Origin of the sequence: Klebsiella sp. EMBS2024 (assembly GCF_036233805.1) — a bacterium.
In the GTDB taxonomy this organism is placed as follows: domain Bacteria; phylum Pseudomonadota; class Gammaproteobacteria; order Enterobacterales; family Enterobacteriaceae; genus Klebsiella; species Klebsiella pneumoniae.
Genome location: NZ_JAZARW010000001.1, coordinates 854,236 through 859,638, shown reverse-complemented (window position 1 = coordinate 859,638; position 5,403 = coordinate 854,236). Strand labels below are relative to the sequence as shown.

5 protein-coding genes are annotated in these 5,403 nt (G+C 59.3%); all 5 read left to right on the top strand.

Annotated elements, in window-relative coordinates:
* Window positions 1-95 precede the first annotated feature (95 nt).
* The gene (gene galE, locus VZP09_RS03950) at window positions 96-1,112 is read left to right on the top strand and encodes a UDP-glucose 4-epimerase GalE (protein ID WP_002895150.1); all 1,017 of its coding nucleotides are present in this window, start codon (window positions 96-98) and stop codon (window positions 1,110-1,112) included.
* Between the two features lie 9 nt (window positions 1,113-1,121).
* A complete protein-coding gene (gene galT, locus VZP09_RS03945; RefSeq protein WP_002895147.1) occupies window positions 1,122-2,168 on the top strand; it encodes a galactose-1-phosphate uridylyltransferase in 1,047 nt (348 codons plus the stop codon).
* A 2-nt stretch (window positions 2,169-2,170) separates the two neighbouring features.
* Window positions 2,171-3,319: a galactokinase gene (gene galK / locus VZP09_RS03940; protein WP_004179071.1), complete on the top strand. Its 1,149-nt coding sequence runs from the start codon at window positions 2,171-2,173 to the stop codon at window positions 3,317-3,319.
* Entirely contained in the window at window positions 3,313-4,356 is a 1,044-nt protein-coding gene (gene galM / locus VZP09_RS03935; protein ID WP_004142169.1) for a galactose-1-epimerase, read from the top strand. The genes galK and galM overlap by 7 nt, the downstream gene beginning before the upstream one ends.
* Window positions 4,357-4,647: 291 nt before the next feature.
* Window positions 4,648-5,400: a 2,3-diphosphoglycerate-dependent phosphoglycerate mutase gene (gene gpmA, locus VZP09_RS03930; protein ID WP_002895089.1), complete on the top strand. Its 753-nt coding sequence runs from the start codon at window positions 4,648-4,650 to the stop codon at window positions 5,398-5,400.
* Window positions 5,401-5,403 lie beyond the last annotated feature (3 nt).

The window sequence follows — 5,403 nt, the reverse complement described above, 5'->3', positions numbered from 1 at the left end:
AGTGTAAACGATTCCACTAACTTGCCCTATGTCACACTTTTCACTTCTTTGATATGCTATCTTCCTCACAAACGATAAGCCGAATGGAGCGAATCATGAAAGTTCTGGTTACAGGTGGTAGCGGTTACATTGGAAGTCATACCTGCGTTCAACTGCTGCAGCAGGGACACGAGGTGGTGATCCTCGACAATCTCTGCAACAGCAAGCGCAGCGTACTGCCGGTGATTGAACGTCTCGGCGGCAAAGAAGCCACCTTTATTGAAGGCGATATTCGTAACGAAGCGCTGATGACGGAGATCCTCCACGATCACGCCATTGAGGCAGTGATCCACTTCGCCGGGCTGAAAGCCGTCGGGGAGTCCGTCGCCAAGCCGCTGGAATATTACGACAATAACGTCACCGGCACACTGAAATTAGTCTCTGCCATGCGCGCCGCTGGCGTGAAGAACTTTATCTTTAGCTCCTCCGCTACCGTCTACGGCGATCAGCCGAAAATCCCGTATGTCGAAAGCTTCCCGACCGGCACCCCGCAAAGCCCTTACGGCAAAAGCAAGCTGATGGTAGAGCAGATCCTGACCGACCTGCAGAAAGCCCAGCCGGAGTGGAGCATTGCCCTGCTGCGCTACTTCAACCCGGTCGGCGCCCACCCGTCGGGCGACATGGGGGAAGACCCGCAGGGGATCCCGAACAACCTGATGCCCTACATCGCCCAGGTCGCCGTTGGCCGTCGCGAATCGCTGGCCATTTTTGGTAACGACTATCCGACCGAAGATGGTACCGGCGTGCGCGATTACATCCATGTGATGGACCTCGCCGATGGCCACGTCGCGGCCATGGAAAAACTGGCTGACAAAGCCGGGGTGCATATCTACAACCTTGGCGCCGGCGTCGGCAGCAGCGTGCTCGACGTAGTCAATGCTTTCAGCAAGGCCTGCGGCAAACCCATTAACTACCATTTCGCGCCGCGCCGCGATGGCGACCTCCCGGCCTACTGGGCGGATGCTGCCAAGGCCGACCGCGAGCTGAACTGGCGCGTAACGCGCAACCTGGACGAAATGGCGCAGGACACCTGGCACTGGCAGTCCCGTCATCCGCAGGGTTATCCAGACTAAGGAACCTTCATGAGCGTATTTAACCCCGTTGACCATCCACATCGTCGTTATAACCCGTTAACCGGACAGTGGATTCTGGTTTCTCCGCATCGCGCCAAGCGCCCCTGGCAGGGGGCGCAGGAAACGCCGGCAAAACAGACCTTGCCGGCCCACGATCCGGACTGTTTCCTGTGCCCGGGCAACACCCGGGTGACCGGCGACACCAACCCGAATTACACCGGTACCTACGTATTTACCAACGACTTTGCGGCCCTGATGACCGACACCCCGGACGCACCGGAGAGTGACGATCCGCTGATGCGCTGCCAGAGCGCCCGCGGCACCAGTCGGGTGATCTGCTTCTCGCCAGACCACAGCAAAACGCTGCCGGAACTGAGCCTTGAAGCGCTGGAAGACGTGGTTAAAACGTGGCAGGAACAGACCGCGGACCTCGGGAAAAGCTACCCGTGGGTGCAGGTTTTTGAAAACAAAGGGGCAGCGATGGGCTGCTCCAACCCTCACCCGCATGGTCAGGTGTGGGCCAACAGTTTCCTGCCCAATGAAGCGGAACGGGAAGACCGTCTGCAGAAAGAGTATTACGCCGCACAGGGCCAGCCGATGCTGCTGGACTATGTGCAGCGCGAACTGGCCGACGGCAGCCGCACGGTGGTGGACACCGAGCACTGGCTGGCGGTGGTGCCCTACTGGGCCGCCTGGCCGTTCGAAACGCTGCTGTTGCCGAAAGCGCACGTGCAGCGCATAACCGATCTCACCGACGCCCAGCGCAGCGATCTGGCGCTGGCGTTGAAAAAGCTGACCAGCCGTTACGACAACCTGTTCCAGTGCTCATTCCCCTACTCCATGGGCTGGCACGGCGCGCCGTTTAACGACGAAGACCATAACCACTGGCAGCTTCATGCCCACTTTTATCCGCCGCTGCTGCGCTCCGCGACGGTCCGCAAGTTTATGGTTGGTTATGAAATGCTGGCCGAAACTCAGCGCGATCTGACCGCCGAGCAAGCTGCCGAACGACTGCGCGCCGTCAGCGACGTCCATTTTCGTGAATCCGGAGTGTAATGATGAGTCTGAAAGAGAAAACCCAAACCCTGTTCGCTGACGCCTTCGGCTACCCGGCCAGCCATGTCATTCAAGCGCCAGGCCGCGTCAACCTGATCGGCGAGCATACCGATTACAACGACGGTTTTGTGCTGCCCTGCGCTATCGACTACCAGACGGTGATCAGCTGTGCGCCGCGCGACGATCGTACGGTGCGGGTGATTGCCGCCGATTACGACAATCAGACCGATGAGTTCTCTCTCGACGCGCCGATTATCAGCCACGACACCCAGCAGTGGTCGAACTATGTCCGCGGCGTGGTAAAGCATCTGCAGCAGCGGAACAGCCACTTTGGCGGCGCGGATCTGGTGATCAGCGGCAATGTACCGCAGGGTGCGGGGTTAAGCTCCTCAGCCTCGCTGGAAGTCGCCGTCGGCACCGTGTTCCAACAGCTGTATCATCTGCCGCTGGATGGCGCGCAAATCGCCCTCAACGGCCAGGAGGCGGAAAACCAGTTCGTCGGCTGCAACTGCGGCATCATGGATCAGCTGATTTCAGCGCTGGGCAAAAAAGACCACGCGCTGCTGATCGACTGCCGTTCGCTGGGCACCAAAGCCGTCTCGATGCCGAAAGGCGTGGCGGTGGTGATCATCAACAGCAACTTTAAGCGCACCCTCGTCGGCAGCGAGTACAACACCCGTCGTGAACAGTGCGAAACCGGCGCGCGCTTCTTCCAGCAGCCCGCCCTGCGCGATGTCACCCTTGAGCAATTTAACGCCGTCGCCCATGAGCTGGATCCGGTCGTCGCGAAGCGCGTACGCCACGTGCTGACGGAGAATGCCCGCACTGTGGAAGCCGCCAGCGCCCTCGAAAAAGGCGACCTGAAGCGGATGGGTGAGCTGATGGCAGAGTCCCACGCCTCGATGCGTGATGATTTCGAGATCACCGTCCCGCAGATCGACACCCTGGTGGAGATCGTTAAGGCCGCGATCGGCGATAAGGGCGGCGTGCGCATGACCGGCGGCGGCTTTGGCGGCTGCGTGGTAGCGTTAATCCCGGAAGATCTGGTCGATACCGTTCAGCAGGCCGTTGCCAACGAGTATGAAGCGAAAACCGGTATTAAAGAGACATTCTATGTCTGCAAACCGTCACAGGGGGCCGGGCAATGCTAACGCAAACCACCGCGCTGGCCCCGGACGGTCAGCCATGGCAGCAGGTGACCCTGCGCAATAAGTCGGGGATGACCGTCACCGTGGCGGACTGGGGCGCGACGCTGCTCAGCGCCGAGGTGCCGTTGGCCGATGGCAGCCTGCGCCGACCGCTGCTGGGCTGCGCAAAGTTGGAAGACTATGCTCGCCAGGCCGCATTTCTTGGCGCCTCGGTAGGCCGCTACGCCAACCGTATCGGCCACAGCCGCTTCCCGCTTGACGGCCAGGTCGTCAACGTCACGCCGTCAAACGACGCGGGTCACCAGCTCCACGGCGGCCCGGAAGGATTTGATAAGCGCCGCTGGCGCATTGTCCGCGCCGACGAGCAGGAAGTGCTGTTCGCCCTGACCTCGCCCGATGGCGATCAAGGCTTTCCGGGCACCCTGCAGGCCACCGCGCACTATCGTCTGACCGACGATAACCGCATCGCGATTACCTATCGCGCCACCGTGGACCAACCCTGCCCGGTGAATATGACCAATCACGTCTATTTCAACCTCGACGGTGAGCAGGGCGATGTGCGCCAGCATCAGCTCCAGATCCTCGCCCAGAGGTATCTGCCGGTGGAAAGCGACGGTATCCCGGGTGGCGAACTGAAAGATGTTGCTAACACCAGCTTTGATTTCCGCCAGCCGAAAACCATCGCCGCCGACTTCCTCGCGGATGCCGATCAGCAAAAGGTGAAGGGATACGATCATGCCTTCCTGCTGGATGCCAAAGGCGACGCCAGCCAGCCTGCGGCACAGGTCTGGTCGCAGGATGGCAAGCTGCAGATGACGGTCTATACCTCCGCTCCGGCGCTGCAGTTTTACTCCGGCAACTATCTCGGCGGCACCCCGTCGCAGACGACGGAGCCCTACGCCGACTGGCAGGGGCTGGCGCTGGAGAGCGAATTCCTGCCGGATTCGCCGAACCATCCGCAATGGCCGCAGCCGGACTGTGTATTACGTCCGGGCCAGGAGTACGTCAGCCTGACGGAATATCAGTTTATCGCCCGATAATCGCCAGCGCCCTCCATCAGGGGGCGCTGCTTTTCGTCCCCGCCCTCCTCTCTGCCGCCTCTTTTTTCAGCAACCTGCTCTATTTTCCGTCACCAAAGGACAAAAAAATAACCTGTGTATTACAAGCACCTTACACTGCGCCACTATTTTCGCTATGGTTAGGGATAAGCATTGCCGTGCGCCAAATCACGGCAATATAATGAGAATAGTTATCAATCAATAACACATACACCATCACATTCAGCGCACCGTTCGCGGCGCGAGGGATGGCGTGTAGAGAGGAGTGAGAGAATGGCTGTAACTAAGCTGGTACTGGTTCGTCATGGCGAAAGCCAGTGGAACAACGAAAACCGCTTCACCGGTTGGTACGACGTGGATCTGTCCGAGAAAGGCGTTAGCGAAGCGAAAGCAGCGGGTAAACTGCTGAAGGCTGAAGGCTTCAGCTTTGATTTTGCTTATACCTCCGTGCTGAAACGTGCCATCCACACCCTGTGGAACGTGCTGGACGAACTGGATCAGGCCTGGCTGCCGGTTGAGAAATCCTGGAAGCTGAACGAGCGTCATTACGGCGCGCTGCAGGGCCTGAACAAAGCGGAAACCGCTGAAAAATACGGTGACGAGCAGGTTAAACAGTGGCGTCGCGGCTTCGCTGTCACTCCGCCGGAGCTGACCAAAGACGACGAGCGCTACCCGGGCCACGATCCGCGCTATGCAAAACTGACCGACGCCGAACTGCCGACCACTGAAAGCCTGGCGCTGACCATCGACCGCGTCGTGCCTTACTGGAACGAAACCATTCTGCCGCGCCTGAAAAGCGGTGAGCGCGTGATCATCGCCGCTCACGGTAACTCCCTGCGCGCGCTGGTGAAATACCTCGACAACATGGGCGAAGACGAGATCCTCGAACTGAACATCCCGACCGGCGTACCGCTGGTATATGAGTTCGATGAAAACTTCAAGCCGATCAAACATTACTATCTGGGCAACGCGGAAGAGATCGCGGCGAAAGCTGCTGCCGTCGCCAACCAGGGTAAAGCGAAGTAATTT